This window comes from Cyanobium sp. NIES-981, from assembly GCF_900088535.1.
Classification (GTDB): domain Bacteria; phylum Cyanobacteriota; class Cyanobacteriia; order PCC-6307; family Cyanobiaceae; genus NIES-981.
The window spans coordinates 2,949,991-2,965,628 of the sequence record NZ_LT578417.1; the positions used below are offsets into that span (position 1 = coordinate 2,949,991).

Annotated in this window: 13 protein-coding genes and 3 pseudogenes; 13 read left to right on the forward strand and 3 right to left on the reverse strand. The window is 64.9% G+C overall.

Annotated features, from left to right (window positions below; all coding sequences use genetic code 11):
- The first annotated feature begins 2 nt into the window (after positions 1–2).
- Both CBM981_RS14805 and CBM981_RS14810 read left to right on the forward strand, forming a co-directional pair.
- The gene (locus CBM981_RS14805; RefSeq protein WP_087069022.1) at positions 3–596 is read left to right on the forward strand and encodes an aminodeoxychorismate/anthranilate synthase component II; all 594 of its coding nucleotides are present in this window, start codon (positions 3–5) and stop codon (positions 594–596) included.
- 91 nt (positions 597–687) lie between these two features.
- On the forward strand, positions 688–1,443 hold the full coding sequence (locus tag CBM981_RS14810; RefSeq protein WP_087069023.1) for an MBL fold metallo-hydrolase: 756 nt from the start codon (positions 688–690) through the stop codon (positions 1,441–1,443).
- A gap of 32 nt (positions 1,444–1,475) precedes the next feature.
- On the opposite strand, the gene CBM981_RS14815 is transcribed toward CBM981_RS14810, so the two are convergent.
- Both CBM981_RS14815 and CBM981_RS14820 read right to left on the reverse strand, forming a co-directional pair.
- Entirely contained in the window at positions 1,476–2,672 is a 1,197-nt protein-coding gene (locus CBM981_RS14815) for a histidinol-phosphate transaminase (protein WP_087069024.1), read from the reverse strand.
- Positions 2,638–4,944, reverse strand: a complete 2,307-nt coding sequence (locus CBM981_RS14820; RefSeq protein ID WP_087069025.1) for an FdhF/YdeP family oxidoreductase — start codon at positions 4,942–4,944, stop codon at positions 2,638–2,640. The genes CBM981_RS14815 and CBM981_RS14820 overlap by 35 nt, the downstream gene beginning before the upstream one ends.
- Positions 4,945–5,443: 499 nt before the next feature.
- Between CBM981_RS14820 and CBM981_RS16285 the strand changes: the two are divergent.
- The 7 genes and pseudogenes from CBM981_RS16285 to CBM981_RS14850 all read left to right on the forward strand — a co-directional run.
- Positions 5,444–5,638, forward strand: a pseudogene (locus tag CBM981_RS16285) (tyrosine-type recombinase/integrase); the annotation flags it as partial.
- A gap of 195 nt (positions 5,639–5,833) precedes the next feature.
- Positions 5,834–6,067 (forward strand): DUF4160 domain-containing protein, encoded by a 234-nt coding sequence (locus CBM981_RS14830; RefSeq protein WP_087069026.1) that lies wholly within the window; start codon positions 5,834–5,836, stop codon positions 6,065–6,067.
- Entirely contained in the window at positions 6,060–6,320 is a 261-nt protein-coding gene (locus tag CBM981_RS14835) for a DUF2442 domain-containing protein (RefSeq protein ID WP_087069027.1), read from the forward strand. The genes CBM981_RS14830 and CBM981_RS14835 overlap by 8 nt, the downstream gene beginning before the upstream one ends.
- 115 nt (positions 6,321–6,435) lie before the next feature.
- Positions 6,436–7,410: a hypothetical protein gene (locus tag CBM981_RS15515; RefSeq protein WP_157665490.1), complete on the forward strand. Its 975-nt coding sequence runs from the start codon at positions 6,436–6,438 to the stop codon at positions 7,408–7,410.
- A gap of 114 nt (positions 7,411–7,524) precedes the next feature.
- Positions 7,525–9,051 carry an IS5 family transposase gene (locus CBM981_RS14840; RefSeq protein ID WP_225867339.1) on the forward strand — a complete coding sequence of 509 codons (1,527 nt, stop codon included), beginning with the start codon at positions 7,525–7,527 and terminating at the stop codon, positions 9,049–9,051.
- A gap of 517 nt (positions 9,052–9,568) precedes the next feature.
- Positions 9,569–9,874 carry a type II toxin-antitoxin system RelE/ParE family toxin gene (locus CBM981_RS14845; RefSeq protein WP_087069028.1) on the forward strand — a complete coding sequence of 102 codons (306 nt, stop codon included), beginning with the start codon at positions 9,569–9,571 and terminating at the stop codon, positions 9,872–9,874.
- On the forward strand, positions 9,871–10,179 hold the full coding sequence (locus CBM981_RS14850) for an addiction module antidote protein (protein WP_087069029.1): 309 nt from the start codon (positions 9,871–9,873) through the stop codon (positions 10,177–10,179). Before CBM981_RS14845 ends, CBM981_RS14850 begins: the two co-directional genes overlap by 4 nt.
- A gap of 207 nt (positions 10,180–10,386) precedes the next feature.
- Here the strand turns inward: CBM981_RS14850 and CBM981_RS14855 are convergent, their stop codons facing one another.
- Positions 10,387–12,051, reverse strand: coding sequence for a hypothetical protein (locus CBM981_RS14855; protein WP_157665491.1), 1,665 nt, complete (start codon positions 12,049–12,051; stop codon positions 10,387–10,389).
- A 500-nt stretch (positions 12,052–12,551) separates the two neighbouring features.
- Here CBM981_RS14855 and istA point away from each other — a divergent pair, with 500 nt between their 5' ends.
- From istA to CBM981_RS16120, 4 genes and pseudogenes are all read left to right on the forward strand, one after another.
- The gene (gene istA, locus CBM981_RS16000; RefSeq protein ID WP_087067414.1) at positions 12,552–14,108 is read left to right on the forward strand and encodes an IS21 family transposase; all 1,557 of its coding nucleotides are present in this window, start codon (positions 12,552–12,554) and stop codon (positions 14,106–14,108) included.
- Positions 14,023–14,790, forward strand: coding sequence for an IS21-like element helper ATPase IstB (gene istB / locus CBM981_RS14865; protein ID WP_304441605.1), 768 nt, complete (start codon positions 14,023–14,025; stop codon positions 14,788–14,790). Before istA ends, istB begins: the two co-directional genes overlap by 86 nt.
- Before the next feature lie 268 nt (positions 14,791–15,058).
- A pseudogene (locus tag CBM981_RS14870) lies at positions 15,059–15,364 on the forward strand (integrase core domain-containing protein); the annotation flags it as partial.
- A 145-nt stretch (positions 15,365–15,509) separates the two neighbouring features.
- Positions 15,510–15,593, forward strand: a pseudogene (locus CBM981_RS16120) (PaeR7I family type II restriction endonuclease); the annotation flags it as partial.
- Positions 15,594–15,638 lie beyond the last annotated feature (45 nt).

Consider the following 15,638-nt stretch of genomic DNA (forward strand, 5'->3'; position numbering starts at 1 on the left):
CCATGCTTCTCGTTCTCGACAACTACGACAGCTTCACCTTCAACCTGGTGCAGTACCTGGGCGAGCTGGCGGCCGACCATCCCCTCGCCGCCGAGCTGCGGGTGGAGCGCAACGATGCCCTCAGCCTGGAGCAGATCCGGGAGCTGGAGCCGGCCGCGATCCTGATCTCCCCCGGGCCGGGCGATCCGGATCAATCCGGCGTGTGCCTGGAGGTGCTGCGGGAGCTCAGCCCCACGGTGCCCACCCTGGGGGTGTGCCTGGGGCACCAGTCGATCGCGCAGGTGTACGGCGGCCGCGTGGTGCGGGCGAACGAGCTGATGCACGGCAAGACCTCGCCGGTGCTGCATGGGGGGGCCGGCGTGTTCGCCGGGCTGCCCAATCCCCTCACCGCCACCCGCTACCACAGCCTGATCGCCGAGCGGGAGTCGCTGCCCGACTGCCTGGAGATCACCGCCTGGCTGGAGGACGGCACGATCATGGGCCTGCGCCATCGCGCCTACCCCCACCTGCAGGGGGTGCAGTTCCACCCCGAGAGCGTGCTCACCCAGAGCGGCCATGCCCTGCTGGCCAATTTCCTGAGCCAGGCTGCCGGCTAGGGCCGGCTGAGCCAGGCCGCAGGCTGAACCCTGGCCGCCGGGCGGCCCGAACAGCGCTGCTAGCTTCGCGCCACCCAGCAGGCCCGCAGCGATGGCAAGCCCCACCTTCCGCCCCGGCGGCGCCCTGGCCCGGGGGGCTGGCCTGGGCCTCGGAGCCGGGCTGCTGCTGCTGCCGGCCGCCGCGCTGGCCGGCAGCGGCGTGAGCATCACCAGCTACGGCCACAGTGCCCTGATGATCCGCGGCGGCGGCGCCAGTGTGCTGGTGAATCCGTTCAAGGCCGTGGCCTGCGCCGCCGGGCTGGCCGAACCGCGGGTGGGCGCCACCGTGATCCTGGCCAGCAGCCGCCTGCTGGATGAGGGGGCGCCGGTGGCCAGCGGCAAGTTCCTGGTGGATCCCGGCTCCTACCGGGTGGGGGGCCTGAAGATCGAAGGCATCGCCGGCCCCCACGACCGGGTGGGCGGACGCCGCTTCGGGCAGAGCACCCTGTGGCGCTGGGAGCAGGGCGGGCTGAGCTTCGCCCACCTGGGCGGCACGGCGGCGCGGCTGAGCCCCTCCGACAAGGTGCTGCTGGGCCGGCCCGACGTGCTGATCATCGGCGTGGGCGGCGGCGCCAAGGTGTACGACGGCAGCGAGGCCGCCGAGATCGTGCGGGAGCTGCAGCCCCGGGTGGTGATCCCGGTGCAGTACACCACCGGCACCCCCCCGAAGGACTGCGACCAGGGGGGCGTGGAGCCGTTCCTGCAGGCGATGGGCAATGCCACCGTGCAGCGCCGCGGCGCCTCGATCAACCTGCCGGGCAAGCTGGAGGGAGGCCCCACGGTGGAGCTGCTGCGGTTCAGGTTCTGAGCCCCAGGTTGTGAGTGTCAGGGTCTGAGTGCTCAGGTGCTGGGGCCGGATCCGCTCAGCCGGGGGCCCTCGATGGCCGCGTAGGCCGCCCAGAACCGCTGCATCTGCTCGGTGGTGCCGAGGCTCACCCGCAGCGAACCCTCGATCAGCGGCTTGCCCGCCATGGAGCGCACCAGGATGCCGGCCTCGCGCAGGCGCCGCTCCACCTCCTGGGCCGGGCCCTCGGGCCAGAGCAGCAGGTAGTTGCCGCCGGCGGCGTGGTGGCGCACGCCGGCCTGCTGCAGCTGCCCGAGCAGCCAGGAGCGGGCCCGCAGCACCTCGGCCACGTAGCCGTCCACGTAGGCCTGATCGGCCAGGGCGGCCAGGGCGGCGGTCACGGCGAAGCTGTTGATGTCGTAGGGGCCCGTCACGCGGCTGATCCGGTCCACCACCTCGGCCGCACCGATGGCGAAGCCGATGCGCAGCCCCGCCAGGCCGGCGGTCTTGGCCAGGGAGCGCAGCACCAGCAGGTTGGGGGTGGCGGCAAAGTCAGCCGTGGGCAGCACGCTGTCGCCGGTGAAGGCCTCGTAGAGCTCATCCACCACCACCAGGGTGCGGGGCGCCGCGGCGGCCAGCGAGTGGATCAGCTCGGGAGCCAGCCGGGTGCCAGTGGGGTTGTTGGGGTTGCAGAGCAGCAGGATGCGCGGGCCGGGCTCGGCGCGCAGGGCCTGGCGGATCGCCGCCAGCGGAAAGCCGTAGCCCGGCAGGGTGTAGGGAATGGCGGTGATCACCATGCCCTGCATGCGGGCGCAGGGGGTGTAGTAGCCGAAGGTGGGGCTGGTGGTGAGCAGCCCGTCACCCCGGTCGCCGTAGGCGTGGAACAGGGCATGGAGGGCGGCATCCACGCCGTTGAACAGCCCCACCTGAGCCGGATCGAGCGGCCGGGCCAGGGCCGGCGTGCCCTCCGGGCGGGGGGCGCTGAGGTTGGCCACCACGGCTTCGCGCAGGCCGTCGTATTCCGGATAGATGGCGTAGTGGTCGGGGGGGATGGCGCGGATCGCTTGCACCACCCGGGGGCTGGGGCCCACGGTGTTCTCGTTGAAATCGAGCCGCAGCAGGCCGCGGCGCCCCTCCAGCGGAGCGCTGTAGGCCTGCAGGCTCTCCACCTCCGGGCGGGCCTGGGGGAAGGGCGGCTGGGTCACGGGGCCAATCGGGTCACGGGGGCGGCGACACAGCAGGGGTGCCACCATCTTCCGCCCGCAGCAGCACCGGCACCCGCTTGAAGGCCGGCGTGCCGCTCTGGGGATCCTGATGGGGCCGCATCAGCCCATTGGCCTCCGGGTAGAACATCAGCGCCGCGCCGCGGCGGATCGAGCCGGGGATCAGCTCGATGCCCGCCAGAGCCCCCGCCTCGCCCTGCACGATCACGCGCTCGTGGGCCCGCAGGCCGCTGGCGGCCAGATCCTCGGGGTTGACCAGGATCGTCTGGCGGTGGGGCATGCCGCGGTAGCGATCGCCCTGCTTGTACACCACGGTGTTGTGCTGGCCGTAGCTGCGGGCGGTGATCAGGCTGAGCACCAGACCCCGCTCGCCGGCCGCCAGGCCGCCGAAGTGATCCGCCGGCGGCAGGCTGAGATCCGGCAGGGGTGTGACCGCCAGCCGGGCGCGGCCGCTGGGGGTGGCGAAGCGGGGTTCGCGGAACACCCGGCCGGCCACCTCGAACTCCCTCCGGCTGGTGTCGATGCCGGCCATGGCGCCGTAACCCGGCACGGTGCGGGCGATCAGCTCCCGCACGTACACCGGATCCTGAAGCCGCCGCCAGTCGATCGGGGCGTCGCCGTGCAGGCGGTGGGCCAGCTCGGCCAGGAACGCCACCTCGCTGACCAGCTGGCCGCTGCGCAGGTGGGTGCTGCCGGGCTCGTTGAGCCGCACCCAGTTGTTGCCCGATTCCACCGTGGTGCGGTGGGGCGTCTCGAAGCGGTTGAACACCGGCAGCAGCAGGGTCTGGCGCGCCGCCTGGCCGTGGAAGTGGCCGGTGTTGGGCTTGGTGGCCAGGTACACGATCGTGTCGATGCGGCCGAGGGCGCGGCGGGCCTGGGCGCTGTGGGGATTGGCACCGAAGAGATTGCCGCCGAGGCAGAGCAGCGTGTCCACGGCGCCACGCTCGGCCGCCTCGATCAGGGCGCGGGTGTCGTAGCCGGGGGTGCGGCTGAGGGGCCGGCCGAGCAGCTGCTCGAGCGCCAGCCGCATCGGCTCGCGCAGGTGCACCGTCACCCCCATCGAGCCGAAGCCCTGCACGTTGGAGTGGCCGCGGATCGGCATGGTGCCGGCCCCGGGGCGGGCCACGTTGCCGGAGAGCACGGCGGTGTTGGCGATCGCCTGCACGTTGGTGGTGCCATTGGCGTGGTGGGTGATGCCCATCGCCCAGGCGAACACCACGGCGCGGCAGGCGGCGAGGCGGGCGGCGGTGTGCTCCAGCTCCTCGCGGCTGAGGCCGCAGCAGGCGGTGATCGCCTCCCAGGGGGTGGATTCGATCTGGGCGATCAGTTCCTGCCAGCCCTCGCTGTGGGCCTTGAGCAGCTCCCAGGCGATGGCGCCACGCTCGAGCAGCGCCTTCTGGAGGCCCAGGAACACCGCCGTGTCCGAGCCGGGAATCGGCTGCAGGAACAGGGAGGCGATCGCACTGCCGCCGCCGAGCATCGAACGGATCGGGAAGGCGGGCGAGCCGAACTTCAGCAGGCCGCCCTCCAGCACGGGATTGATCACGATCACGGTGCCGCCTCGCTGCCGCAGACGGATCAGCTCGTTCATCAGGCGCGGGTGGTTGGCCGGCGCGTTGGAGCCCACCAGCACCACGCCATCGGCGTGCTGGAGGCTCTCGAGGTTCACCATCGAGGTGCCGCTGCCGAACACACGGCTGAGGCCGATGGTGGAGGGGGCGTGGCAGAGATCGGAGCAGTCGGCCAGGTTGTTGCAGCCGAGGGCCCGCAGCAGCAGCTGCAGCAGGTAGGCGGCCTCGTTGGAGGAGCGGCCGGAGCTGTAGGAGGCCACCCGCTCGGGGGGGGGCGTGCGGAAGGCCGCGGCGGTGAGGGCCTGCACTTCCTCCCAGCCGATCGGGGCGTAGTGATCGCTGCCGGCGCGGCGGATCAGGGGCCGATCGAGCCGGCCGAGGCGGTCGCAGTCCGCCGAGCTGAGCTGCTGCAGCTCGGCGATCGTGCGGCCGGCGAACACCTGGCGGGGCACGGCCGGCTGCAGCTCGGCGCCGATCGCCTCCACACTCTTGAGGCAGCGCTGCAGGGGCTCGCCCAGCTCATCGCGAAAACCACCGTTCTGGCCGCCGGTGCCCCAGGCGCACGAGAGGCAGGCGCTGTGGTGGGTGAGGGTCTGCCAGAGGCGGGGGCCGCTGGGGGAGAGGGTGGCGCGGGCCCAGCCGTCGATCAGGGGCCAGCCGCCGCCGCTGGCGGCGTCTTCCGGGGCGGGTGGCTCCAGGGCCTGGCTGGGATCGGAATCGGCGGAAGCCATGGCAGCAGCTGCCGGGGTGCTATCCAGTTAAGGAGCGCCGTCGCCCGGGTTGGGGAACGCGGTTCACCAGCAGGGGGTACCTCCAGAACCTGTGGGATCACTGCAGCGATACACAGTCCAGGCCGCCGAGCAGGACTGATCCAGCGCTGCCGCGAGGACCTGCAGGTGCGGCACCACGCCCTGCGCACGGGATCGACCTGCGAGCAATGGCTCCGGTGGAGCACCAGGTGAGCCCCTCCAGGCAGAACCGAGCCGTGGCGGCGTTGCTGTTGCTGTAGCGCAAGCCACTGAATCGGGATCAGGCCGAGAGTGCAGGACGGGTGCAGCGGCCCCCTGCTTTCGGCCAAAAGTCTCTGAATGCGTCTGTGGCATGGGGCTGGCCGTGGGTGTGTCCGCAGCAGGGGCGCTGGCGCCAGCCAGGCAGCGGTGAACAGGGCCGCCACCACCTGGATCCGAGCCTGATTCAGAAGGCAGTACGGCGGGCTGTTCTGGCAGCGGGCATCAGCAAGCCGGCCACCTGCTGGAGCGGGACCAGGAGATCCGCACGATTCAGGAGTTACTGGGCCACAGCGATCTCAACACAACGATGATCTACACCCACGTGCTCAATCGGGGGCCACTGGGAGGTCTCAAGCCCTGCCGACCTGCTCTGAGGATGGAGCAAACTGAACAAGTGGTTACCGGATCCGCATAAAATCCCGACTGCGATGGAGTGTAGCCTCAGCAACGCAGACGCGAGAAGCGAAGTGACGCAGGTAGCCACACACGGCGAAGGTGGATAGGCTGACCAGGGGAATAGGCTGGGCATGGTTACCGGACCCGCCTATTCAGCGTTAGCTGCACAGTCAGGCCGAGGTCGGTATCGTTGATTTGATGGTGGCGCTTTCGGATGCCGACAATCCTCAGAAGCGGTCCTTATAGAGTCTACTTCTACAGTCACGAGCCAAACGAGCCTCCCCATGTTCATGTCGACAGAGATAAGGCGTCTTGCAAAGTCTGGCTTGTTCCTGTTGCACTGTCCTCGAGCCTTGGTTTCAGCGCCAGGGAGTTGCGTGAAATTGAACGGCTGGTCAGCTTGAACAGAGCTATCCTGCTGAAAGCATGGGAGGAGTTTCATGGCTAACCCTGGTGAGCAGGTCACTGACGTTTCGTTGACCGAAGACAGGCTGATCGTCGACTTGGCTGACGGTCGTTCTATCTCGGTACCGCTGGCTTGGTTCCCAAGGCTTCTACATGCAACCTCCCAGGAGCGTGACAACTGGGAGATTGCAGGGGCTGGCTACGGGATCCATTGGCCAGATGTCGATGAGGATTTAAGTGTGGAAGGACTGCTTCGAGGTGCGCCAGCGCCTCAGGCAAAGGCTCTGGTCAGCTAACACCGCCATGCACCTGAGCCGCCGCCGTAACGCTATATTCTTCGCCGCACAAACCTTGCGGCCAGGTGATGGCAAGCGTTAGCTGTTCTATGATGAAGTGACAGTCATGCGACGTATGAAGGCCTCTGACGTTTTCGCACCTGGCCGATTCCCCACACACACCTTTGTAGACGAGCATCTAGCCGACAAGAGACAGCAGCTTCTGGATACCTTGGAAGCGGGCTCAATGCTCATCTCAATCTCAGGCCCTTCTAAGTCCGGCAAGACAGTCTTCGTGGAAGAGAGCCTTGGCCGATCAAACCTTGTTCAAATCACTGGAGCTGGCGTCACAACACCCCAAGATCTCTGGATGCGGGTCTTTGACATGATTGGGACTAATTTGCCAACGACAGTTACTAGCACAGTTGGCTCAAGCACCAAAGCCGGCGGAACAGTCAGGCTTGAAGGCAGTGCAATGATTGTCAAAGGCAGCGGCTCAGCCTCACTTGAACATTCCGATACATCGAGCGACGCAGTAACTGCGTCATTGGCTTCAGATTGCTTGAATTTGCTAATTAAGGAGCTGGGTGGATCAGACCTGGTCATTTTCATTGATGATTTTCACTATATACCCTTGCACGTACAGCAAGAGGTTGCTCGCCAAATCAAGGAAGCCATCCGAAACAAGGTTAGATTCATTTGCGCTTCTGTGCCCTACCATGCTGACGATGTTATTAGAGGAAATCCAGATTTAAGGGGAAGGGTATTCTCAATTGACTTCCAGTATTGGGGAGCCAAAGTGTTGAAGCAGATTGCTCGAAAAGGCTTCCCACTGCTTGGCATCAAATGTACGGAAGCTGCCATTGATAGATTGGCTGCCGAAGCCGCAGGGTCGCCTCAGTTGATGCAGTATCTTTGCTTGAATAGCTGCTATGAATTAAGTGTTCGCGAAACGGTTGAACCAACCGCAGAGTTGAATGATGACAGCACTATCCTAGAAGGCATCTGCAAGAGGACTGTCCAATCAACTGATTACGGTTCTATTGTTGAAAAGATGAAAGAGGGCCCGAAGACTAGAGGCTCTGCTCGAACCATACATATGACTAAGTAGGGCCTCCTGAGAAAAGCCACATCCACTGCAGCGCAATGGATGTGAGCAGTTTTCTCGGCTAAAATGTACGAGATTGGGCTCGTTTGCGCCCAAAAGCCGCCCAGAGTTTTCCACATGTACCGACGTGAGCATCGTGATCAGCTCTCGTTCGAGGACTTCTTCCTGCCGTTTGGAGGAAAGCTCTCTGGTGACAATCGCTGGATCAAGCTGGCTGAGCTGATCCCATGGGATGAGCTGGAAGGTGACTATGCAGCTCAGTTCTGCAAGGGCTTTGGCGCCCCGGCAAAGCCATTTCGCATGGCACTGGGCGCCCTGATCATCAAGGCCCGCATGGGGCTGACTGATGAAGAACTGGTTGAGCAAATCAAAGAGAACCCCTATCTCCAGTTCTTCATCGGCCTGGAGGCATTTCAGTACTCGGCTCCGTTTGACCCATCAATGATGGTGTACTTCCGGAAGCGGCTGCCAGATTCGGTCGTGAATGACTGCAATGAACGAATCGTGCGTCACGGTCTGAACGTGATCCGTTCGTCTGCAGTTGATGAGCACGACAGCAGCGATGGAGGCGGAGCCGGGAGCGCAGCTGATCAGAAGATTGAATCCAAAACGCCACGGCCAAATCAGGGGTCACTGCTGATTGATGCGACATGCGTTCCGGCAGATATTCGGCATCCAACGGATCTCTCGCTGCTCAATGAAGGCCGAGAGCTCACCGAGACTCTGATCGATGCCATGTATTCGCAGGTCAGAGAGTCCTTTGGTCACAAACCACGAACGCATCGGAAGCAGGCCAGGCAGCAGTTCCTCGCCGTGGCCAAGAAAAAACGCCCTCGGTTTCTCAAGATCCGCAAAGCGATCAAGCAACAGCTTGGGCATCTCAAGCGCAACCTTGCCAACATTGACGCCCTGACAGCCTGTGGCGCAAGCCTTCTGGCGGCTGGGCGGCATGCCTATCAGAAGCTGTTGGTTGTCAGTGAGCTGGTCCGCCAGCAGAACATTCTCTATCGCTCAGACACCAGAAGTATTCCCGCTCGCATCGTCAGCCTCTGTCAAGCGCACATCAGGCCAATTGTTCGCGGCAAGGCGAGGTGCAATGTTGAGTTCGGCGCCAAGATCTCACTTTCTGTCACCGATGAAGGATTTGCTTTCCTGGATCGGCTGAGCTTTGACCCCTACAACGAAGGGGAAGATCTGAAAGTTCAGGCCCAAGCCTATCGTCGTCGATACGGCTGCTATCCGGAGGTGATCTGCGCTGATCAGATCTACCGCACAAGATCAAATCGGGCATTCTGCCAGCGTCACGGCATTCGGCTGAGTGGGCCTCGTCTTGGTCGCCCGAAGAATGATCCGGAGTTGGTGGCAGCCGAGAGGCGGCAGTTCGTTGATGATCAAAGGCGGCGCAATGCTGTTGAAGGCAAGATCGGTCAAGGCAAGCGTCGCTATGGATTGGGATTGATCCGAGAGAAACTGCCGGCAACACAGGGTTCATCCATCGCGATGAATGTCCTGGTCATGAACCTCCAGAAGCTCCTGGAGCTTCTTTGTCTCTATTTTGTGCTCTGCTGGCAACTCTTGGTCTCCGCCGCACGGGCTCTGAGCTCCAGCAGCAGAGAGCTGAGTTGTCAGCTCAGCGGGGCCTGAGGATCACTCAGAGGTCGCCCGGGCAGGCTCATTGTGGTGCGCATTGCCCGCGGCTCACTTTCTCAGGAGGCCCTAAGTATGGCTGGAACGGAGATTCGTATCGCCTCCTTGTTAAAGCGCTGTCTTTAGACCCCCCTCAGCTTACCTTCCGTTATGCATCGCTAAATGATCGAGTAATCGATATGTGCATCGGAGATCCGCCGAGTGGATCAAGTATTACTAATGCGTGTGCACAGTCAGCTAAAATTGTCAATGATGCAGCAGCTGATAAGATCGTTGAGTGGGACGAGACAAGTGACGTCTTTGATATTCGCGATCCTTACTTCCTTTTCTATCTTCGATGGTCTGATATTACAGACAGCTAACATCAAGATCCAGCGGTCGGGAGCAGAAGTGCTTGAATAATGCTGAAGCTACTGCCCGCCGCTGATCTTGAGCGTTCGAAGGATGTGTCGTCGTTGAAGGGAGCCAGCAAGGCAGCGTTGCGCGGCCGTAGCCAGGAGGCTACAGTTGGTGGATGGTTGAAGTCCGCCAGGCAGAGCGCTTCGTTCGATGGCTTGAGGGTCTGCGTGATCTAAAGGGCCGGGCGAAGGTTCTGGCCCGGATTGAGCGCCTCATTGGCGGCAATCCTGGGGACGTCAGGCCCGTCGGTGGCGGCGTATCTGAGTTGCGGATCAACTATGGCCCTGGATACAGGGTCTACTACCTGCAGAAGGGCACCACCTTGATCATCCTGTTGGCTGGCGGAGACAAGAGCTCACAGGCCAAGGACATTGGTGAGGCCCTTCTGCTGGCAATCAATCTGAGTGAGGAGTCCCGATGAAACCCACGACCAGCCCCTACGACGTCGCCGAGCATCTACGAACACCTGAGGAGATGGCGGCCTACCTGGAAGCCTGCATTGAGGAGGCGGATGGAGATGCCGCCTTCATCGCCAAGGCCTTGGGGGACATCGCACGGGCCCAGGGCATGACCCAGGTGGCCAGAGACTCTGGCCTTTCCAGGGAGAGCCTCTACAAGGCCCTGTCTGGCGAGCGCAGTCCAAGCTTTGACACCATCCTGAAGGTTGTCTCTGCCCTTGGACTGAAGCTGAGCGCCAGTGTCAGAAGTGAAGCGGAGGTGGCTTGAGCTCTGCTGGCCAGGCGTAGGCCCGCAATGGCTGCCTGTGGAGATGCGACACCTTCGAACAAGCCCCTGGAGTGGACAGGCCGCCTGCGATTCTGGTTCGATGCCTATAGCTTCTCGCCTGCCACTCAGGGGCAGCGTTCGATCTGCGCGCCACCGGCAGTTGTTTCTATCCGCGTGCTGAAACAATCCAGGCTGCCTGCCTTCGCACTACTCATGATCCCCGCAGCCCGACGCCTGCAGGGCATCATGGGGCGCCTCAGGGGCCTTCTCGAGTGAGCCCAGCTCCTCCCAGGAGCTGTCTGGTTTGAGTTGCCGGACCCAGAGGGATCCTTCGTCATCAGTGGCCACCAGCCACCCAGCCCCGTCCGCCGTGCCGAATCCCGCTACCAGGCGGTGCTGATCAGCGGCGATCGGCACCCAGTTCTCACCGGTGGTGGTGCCAACCCAGATCCTGCCCTCACCGTCTTCGGCCGCCAGGATGGGTGGGCCCTCAAGTGTCGTCCAACCCACCAGGTTGCCCCTAAACGGCCCACCGATGGCCCGCCACTCCCGGGGTTCCGGATCGAGAGGCCGTGAGCGCAGTGAGCCGTGGTGATCAATCGCGAAGAGTTGCAGTTGATCCTTGCTATCCAGCAGAATGAGGGGTGGGGCGATGAAGGGGCCATCCAGACGGATCCAGGGTGCGCCCTCCACCGGCTCATCGCCGGCTCCGCTGCCTAGTACATCGAGGAGCCCGTACAGCAGACCCTCCTCGTCCCAGAGCACTAGATCGAGCCGGCCCTCGGAGCCGGCGTGCAGCAGCACACGGGCGCGCCTGGGCCCCTCCAGCAGCCTCCAGTGCTCCCGATCGGGTCGGCCGCTGCCGATCCGCACCCCCTCCAGCCCGAGGGCAACCACGTGGCGGCGGCGATCGGGGCCACGCAGGCGGGCCCCCTCCCCCGGTGCGAGCAGCCGCTGCCGCGGGGTGAGCCGCGGGATCACCTCCCGGGGGGTGGGGTAGGGGTCGAACACACTGACGCGCACCGACCAGACCGCCTCGAAAGCCAGCACGCCGGGGCGGGTGCGGAACAGCACCGGCGTCAGTTCAGTGGAGCCGGGTGTACCGGGGAGGTCGGTGAGCCGGTGCACCGCGTAGGTGAAGTCGTGGTTCTCGGTCTCGCCGGAATCAGGGCCCGCCGGCGGGGTGTCGGGGATCCAGCTGCCCCCGATGTCAAGGTTGAGCCCGAAGGAGAGATCGGCCTGGTCGTCCTCGTCGGCGCCGCAGAGCAGGGTGAGGTCGTCGGGCGCGCCCCGCAACGAGAAGGGGGGTCCCGCCGGGCGGATGTATCGGGGCGAGACGGGCAGATCGCCACCGTCGGAACGGCTTTCGCGGTCGCCGAACTCCCGCCTTCGTTCGCCTTCCTCGTCGTAGATCACGGCGTAGAACTGCACCTCCCCGGGGCTGCCTCCGTCACCATCCATCAAGAGGGTGGCGACGCTGAAGTCGAACTCCACCAGCCGATCCAGGGTGGCGGCCCACCCCTTGATCAGGGCCCCGTGCCGTGCCACCCGGCCGCCGCCCGCCGTGATGCGGTACCAGTAGCGGCTGGCGGGTCGCAGGCCCCCGAAGGCCACCGTGAAACTGGTGCCCGGCCCTGAGGTCAACGGGAAGCGCACCGCCTCCAGATTGGCGGGCACCATGTCAACTCGCGGGTCCCCCGAGACCATTCGGAACAGCTCCACAACGGGCACCGAGGCGAAGCGCAGTTCGATCCGCATCCGGAGCGTCTGGGGGGCGCGGTCCAGCCTCAGCCTGGTGATCGCCTGCACCTGCAGAACCGCGGCGGCGGCCGAGACGGCCTCGGTCACCCGTAGGGCAAGGGGGCTGGTCATCAGTGGAAAGGCGCAGCGATGGGGCCCAGCCCAGTCTGCATGGGTCGGCCGGGATGAGCTACAAGGGTCATGCACGGCAACAGGGTCAACCCAGCTCATTTGGGGCGGCGTGTCAGAGTTGGGATTCAACTACGGCCCTGGATGCAGAATCGATTACCTGCAGAAGGGAACCGCCTTGTTCAGCCTGTTGGCTGGTGGAGATAATTGATCACAGGCATAGGACATTGACCATGCCCTATGCCGTCACCGAGCATCTCGGAACTCCCGAGGGGGTGGCGGCCTGCCTTGATACCTGCATCTGAGGAGGCGGATCGAGATGTCGCCTTCATGGCCAAGGCCCTTGGCGGCATCGCACGGCCCCAGGTGTCCGGCGACAATCTGGTTGAGGGGTCGCGCCGATCTGGTTGACCGCTTCTGAGGGGGTCTGCTGAATCCGGTTGCCATGCGCAGGGCACCGGGCCATGCCTGCTCCCCTCACCGCTCAACAGATTGCGCTGTACATGTCCAAACGACGAGCCGGCAGCCGCCAGGAGGTGGCTGCCGCAGCGGCGGGCATCTCGGTGAGCAGTGCCCACCGCATTGATGCAGGCCGCCTCCAACCCAAAGCCGCCAAGCCCCGCACCAGGCGCCGACCCGATCCATTGGCGGAGGTCTGGGAACCACTCTTACTGCCGCTGCTGGAGCGCCATCCAGCGCTCACGCCCACCACCCTGCTGGAGCACCTGCAGGAGCAAAAGCCTGATCAGGACTGGAGTTCGGTGAAACGCACCCTGCAGCGGCGGGTACAGCAGTGGAAGGCACTGCATGGCCCGGCGCCGGAGGTGATGTTCCCGCTGGCCTACCAGCCCGGCGAGATCGGCTTCTGCGACTTCACCCGGGTGAAACGGGTGGCGATCACCCTGCGCGGACAACCGTTCCCCCACCTTCTCTTTCACTACCGCCTGGCCTGGAGCGGCTGGGCCTACGGGCAGATCGTCCACGGCGGAGAGAGTTTCGTGGCCCTCTCCGAGGGTCTGCAGAACGCCCTGGCCGCCTGCGGTGGGGTGCCCAGAGAGCTGCGCACCGATCGGCTCTCGGCCGCCAGCCGCAACCGGGATGGCAGCTACGCCCTCGACATCACCCCCCGCTACCAGGCCCTGTGTGCCCACTACGGCCTGTCCCCCAGCCGCAACAACCGGGGTGTGGCCCACGAGAACGGCATCGTCGAGGGACCCAACGGCCATGTGAAACGGCGGCTGGAGCAGAAGCTGATCCTGCGCGGCAGCTGTGATTTCGAGGAGCCGGCCGAATACGGCGAGCTTCTCGCTGAGGTGTTCAGCGCCCTCAACGCCCCCCGGCAACGGCGCTACGAGCAGGAGCTGGAGCATCTGGCCCCTCTGCCGGCGTTCCGCTTTGCCGACTACGAGCGGCTCACGGTGCGGGTGCGGAGCACCAGCACGATCGAGGTGAGGCAGGTGATCTACTCGGTGCCGCCCACCCTGATCGGCCGTCAGGTCACGGTGCGGCTGCACCACGACCGGCTGGTGGTGTTCCTGGGCAGCGGCTGGGTCTGCCAGCTCCCGCGCGCCTATGGCGCCGCAGGTGAGAAGCGGGCCTGGTGCATCGATCTGGAGCACCTGATCGATGGCCTGCGGGCCAAGCCCCGGGCCCTGCTCCATTGCCGCTACCAGCGCCACCTGTTCCCGGATCAGCGCTGGTGGGAGTTCTGGCAGCAGTTGCTGGCCGGCGGTGAGCGTGACGGTGCGGCCCGGCTGATGGCGGAGGCCCTGTATGTGGCGGTGCGGGTGGCCTCGTTTGAGTTGGTGCTCGCCTTCCTGGAGCAGGCCCAGCGCCGCCAGTCCCTGTCCCTCTCGGCTCTGCAGCAGCGCTTTCGCGTGCCGCCCCGCTGCCCGAGCCTCCCCGATCCCGTCATTCCCCAACACCTGCTGGCCTCCTATGACCACCTCGTCCCCGCTGCCGCGCTCACAGGCGGTGGAAGCGGCCCTGCCGCTGCTGCTCAAACAACTCAAGCTGGCGCGGTTTCGCAGCCACTGGCAGCCGCTGGCCGAGCAGGCTGAGGCCCAGGGCTGGAGCCCGGGCCAGTTCCTCTACGCCCTCTGCGAGCAGGAGCTGGAACAGCGGCAGACCGCCCGTCAGCAGCGGCTGCTGCGCGGTGCCCATCTCCCCTGGCAGAAGGGCCTCGACGGCTTTGACCACCAGCACCTCGATCCCCGCCAGTGGCAGGAGCTCCAGAGCCTGGCGCGGCAGACCACCTGGCTGCTGCAGGCGGAAAACCTGCTGCTGTTCGGTCCCAGCGGGGTGGGCAAGACCCACCTGGCCATTGCCATCACGATGGCGATGGTGGCGCAGGACCAGGTCTGCCGCTTCTTCCCCGCCACCACGCTGGTGCAGCTGCTGCAGAAGGCCAAGGCGGCCTACGACCTGCCGGCGATGCTGCAGAAGCTCGATCGCTACGCCCTGCTGGTGATCGACGACATCTCCTACGTGCGGCGCAGCGAGCTGGAGACCTCGGTGCTGTTCGAGCTGATCTGCCACCGCTACGAGCGCAAATCACTGCTGGTGACCAGCAACCAGCCCTTCCGCGAGTGGGACGACATCTTCCCCAGCGGCTCCATGACCGTGGCAGCGGTGGACCGGCTGGTGCACCACTGCCACATCATCGGCATCAAGGGCGAGAGCTACCGGCAGAAGGCAGCTGCTGCAAGGGTTTCCAGCGATTCCAGCGACCCGCCAACGTAATTGACGCGGGCGTCAGCACCGGCACGATCACCGGCATCAGCGGCCCAGACGTCCAAGACCAGGGCGGCGACGCGACAACTGGCCCACCTGTCGAGGCAATCTCCCCGCGCAACCAACCAGATTGACGCGCCGCGACATGCCTGGTCACGATCCAGTCCTCATCGGCAGTTCAGGCCTGCAGCAGGGGCAAAACCGGTGCCGCTCACCGGTCAACCTGATTGACGCCACCCTTCAACCTGATTGACACGGGACAAGCCTCTACCCGGCGCCAGCGTTCATCCGATCGGACAACGGCCCGGAGTTCATTGCGCAGGCCCTACGGGACTGGTGCGAGGCCAGCAGCGCCACCAGCACGGCCTACATCGCGCCGGGATCCCCATGGGAGAACGGATTCGCAGAATCCTTCAACGGCCGCTTCCGCGATGAATTCCTCAACACCGAGTTGTTCACCACAGCCCCGGAGGCTCAGATCCTGGCCGATCGCTGGCGATGGGAGTACAACTCACTCAGGCCGCATTCGGCCCTCCAAGGGCGTACGCCCATGGAGGCAGCTCAACAAGGAGCTGCAGCATGACCATGACCACCCACTCTCATAAGCCCTGGACCGATAAAGGGGGTCACGTCATTTAGACTTAGCAGATTACAAAAAGAAGGCTCACAAGGCAGTTAAGGAGTTTTGGGGCAATCGCGATGCAGCCAAAGAACGCCAACTCGCCTCAGGAAAAGCAGATCAAGGGGAGCGCGCTGGTGTTACATCAGGGAAGAACATGGACGGCTTCCTGTCGCTAATTAGGGCCTCCTGAGAAAGTGAGCCGCGGGCAATGCGCACCACAATGAGCCTGCCCGGG